Raw genomic sequence first — 3166 nt, forward strand, 5'->3', positions numbered from 1 at the left:
TTGTTATGCGGCGTGCGTTCTCCTGAAAGGTAGGGGAGGAAGACCTCCTTGCAGGCAATGCCTGCGTCCTGTTCGGCCAACTTTATCATCTGTGCCGCGGAGGCCGTGCCGGTCGCCTGGCAGGCCCAGTCGACACAGCTTGCCGCGCTCAGCATGACGGACATCAGGTGCCACCGCCCCGGCAGGGCATGACAGAAAGCGTGCGCCGCGGAATCCGGATTGGAACGAAATTCGCTGCCGGCGACAAAGATCACGCCGGACGTGCCGAGCGAGAGCAGCGCATCGCCCTCATCGACGATCCCGGCGCCGCAAGCGCCGGCTGCATTGTCACCGCCGCCAGCCACGACGGGCACGCGGTCCATGCCCCAGGCCTCGGCCGCTTCCTGGCGCAGCACGCCTGTCTCCTCGACGCCCTCATGCAGGCTCGGCATATGCTCGACTGTCAGGCCGCAAGCCTCGAGCAGCGGCTCATGCCATTTACGATTGGCGACATCCATCCACAGCGTGCCGGCTGAATCCGACATGTCGGAGGCAAGCTCGCCCGTCATCCGGAGGCGCACATAGTCTTTCGGCAGCAGGACTTTCGCGACCTTGGCGAAGGTCTCAGGCTCGTGCCGGCGCACCCATTCAAGCTTCGGCGCGGTAAAACCGGGCATGACGAGATTGCCGCCCTTGTCGACAAAGTCGGCTTCCCTCTCCTGAAGTGCGGCCGCTTCAGCAAAGCTGCGCCCATCATTCCAGAGGATGGCGTGCCGCAAGGGGTTGAGCGCCTTGTCAAGGAGCGTCGCGCCATGCATCTGGCCGGAAAGCCCGACCGCCTTGACGCCATGCCTGTGTTTTACGCTGAGCCCGGCAACGGCCATATTCGTGGCGGTCCACCAGTCAGACGGCTTCTGCTCAGACCAGAGCGGCTTGGGACGCGAGATGGGCAGCTCGGCGCTTGCGGTCTCAACGACGCTGCCGGCCTCATCCATGAGGACGGCCTTTACGCTGGAGGTGCCAATATCAATTCCCAGAAACACGTCTCTGGTCCCTTCCCTCTCGGCCCGTCATTTAGCAGGTCGTTGTCTTATCTTGATACCGCTAACATCTTGGCGCGGACAGGACAACAGGAATCCAGTCTGATTCATGCTTTTCGGAGGGTAAAGCGACGCCTCTCGCTGCGTCAGCCGGCGTCTTTTGTATAGGTAACAATGTCCTGAAACGTGGCGATCCAGATCTCGTCGCGGTGCGCGTCAAGCCAGTCCAGGAGCTCCGCATGGGCCTCCGGCGAGACCGTCAGATACTCGCCGCCAATGCCGTGGAAGGTGAAGCTGCCGAAGCCGCCCTCCTCCAGAACGCCCTCGGCATAATCGATGAGCATGTCGCCGCTCACGTCTTCCGGCCCATAGGTGGAAACCTGATAGAAATCATAGGTCGCGTCCGGCGAATAGGACGCCACGCCTCTTGCCCCGTCAAACAGCGGACGGATCGCGTCGACATACGATTCCCCGCCGGCGGTCGAATCTCCGCACGGATAGGCGAATGTCCGGCTGGAGCGTCCATCGAACAGGGTCAGAAGCTGGTTGGTGAGCGCAATCTCGCGCACCATCCGGGCCACACTATAGGCGTCGAGGTCGGCCTCCGGCTGGACCCAGTCGCGCCCCGGCAGTGATGACTGGCACGGATGGAACAGCGTGTGATTGCCAAGCTCGTGGCCATTCTCGGCGACGGCCCGCCATTCCTCGGTTCTGTTCAGGAAGCCTTCGTTCTCAAGCGTGAGATAGAAGGTTGCCTTGAAACCATGCGCATCAAGCTGGGGCAACGCAGCGTCGAGATGGGTGTCGAGGGCATCGTCATAGGTCAGCGCGATCGCCGCCTTCTTCCCATCGGGCCACTCAATCGTTTCGGTCGCCTGCGCGCAGGACGCACTAACCAGCATGGCAGACATCACCGCCATAGCGGCACTTTTCCAGAGCGCATGGGTAAATTCGGGCGCTTGACGCTTTAGCCGTGTTTGGGGAATCCTGACCTCCTGCACCAACAAGATAAATAGCAGACTGGGAGTGTATCGACATGAAATTTAAAACGATAGCGCTATCTGCGATAGCCTTTGGCCTGTGCCTGCAAGCGCCCGCACAGGACTTGTCCGCGGAAGAACAAGCCTATCTCGACGCGCTTGAAGAACAGCTTCCCGGCACGCTGATCAACAATCCGATCGACATTTCGCTCGAGACTTTCGGAGACGATTACAAGGCCAAGGTGGTCAAAGCCGAGATAGACGGCGGGGCCGCCTATCAGGTGCGTGTCAAATCGGCCAAGGCGAACGCCTGGGATGTATCGGTCACAGGTCCGCTGACGGGCAACGTTTCCGAAGGCGACACGGTGACAGTGGCCTTCTGGGCGCGCGCAAAAAGGCCTGATAGCGCGACCGGAAAGGGCCATATGCAGCTGCGTGTCCAGCAGAACACCGAGCCTTATTCCGGCGTGCTCGATGAGACGCTCGAAATCGGCGAGGACTGGCAGCTTTACGAAGTTTCGTCCGTCTCCGGCTACAGTTTCTCAGCCGATGAAATCGCGATTGCCTTCAATATTGGTGACCACCGCCAGACGCTGGAATTCGGCCCCTTCTACGTGCTGAATCTCGGCCCGGCGGCCTGACCCGCTAGCCGAATGCGCCTGGCAGCCAGAGCGACAGGGCCGGAACGAACGTGACAAGCAGAAGGCTCACGATCAGCGCCAGGTAAAACGGCCATATCGTCTTAATCGCCTGTTCAGGCCGCACACCGCCAACGGCGCAGCCAAGGAACAGGATCGCCCCGACAGGCGGCGTCACGAGCCCAATGCCGAGTGCCAGCATCAGGATGACACCAAAGTGCACCGGGTCGACGCCCGCCGTAATCGCCACAGGCAGAAGAATGGGCGTCGTGATGACGATCAGCGGCGCCATGTCGATAAAGGCGCCGAGGAAGAGCAGAAGCACCAGAATGGTCAGCATGATGATGACCGGCTCGTCCGACAGGCTGGTCAGCGCGCCGGCGAGGTTTGCGGGCCCGTCGAGATAGGCAAACAGCCAGCTGAACATGCTCGCCGTGCCAATGATCAGCATGATCATGGCGGTTGTTTTGACCGCGCTCGTCACAGCCTCGCTGAAAGCCGGCCAGTCGAGCGTGCGATAGGCCAGCGC

4 protein-coding genes are annotated in these 3166 nt (G+C 61.1%); 1 reads left to right on the forward strand and 3 read right to left on the reverse strand.

Annotation, left to right across the window (positions count from 1 at the left end; translation table 11 throughout):
• Positions 1 to 1022: xylulokinase (gene xylB, locus WA989_RS00015; RefSeq protein WP_424338481.1), on the reverse strand; the 1022-nt coding region annotated here is incomplete at its 3' end.
• A gap of 143 nt (positions 1023 to 1165) precedes the next feature.
• Positions 1166 to 1939 carry a polysaccharide deacetylase family protein gene (locus WA989_RS00020; protein WP_424338482.1) on the reverse strand — a complete coding sequence of 258 codons (774 nt, stop codon included), beginning with the start codon at positions 1937 to 1939 and terminating at the stop codon, positions 1166 to 1168.
• A 116-nt stretch (positions 1940 to 2055) separates the two neighbouring features.
• Between WA989_RS00020 and WA989_RS00025 the strand changes: the two genes are divergently transcribed.
• A complete protein-coding gene (locus WA989_RS00025) occupies positions 2056 to 2640 on the forward strand; it encodes a carbohydrate binding domain-containing protein (RefSeq protein WP_424338483.1) in 585 nt (194 codons plus the stop codon).
• A gap of 4 nt (positions 2641 to 2644) precedes the next feature.
• On the opposite strand, the gene WA989_RS00030 is transcribed toward WA989_RS00025, so the two are convergent.
• Positions 2645 to 3166 (reverse strand): TRAP transporter large permease subunit (locus WA989_RS00030; RefSeq protein ID WP_424338484.1); only part of this gene is annotated, 522 nt, incomplete at its 5' end.

Source organism: Henriciella sp. (assembly GCF_049649345.1).
Lineage (GTDB): Bacteria > Pseudomonadota > Alphaproteobacteria > Caulobacterales > Hyphomonadaceae > Henriciella.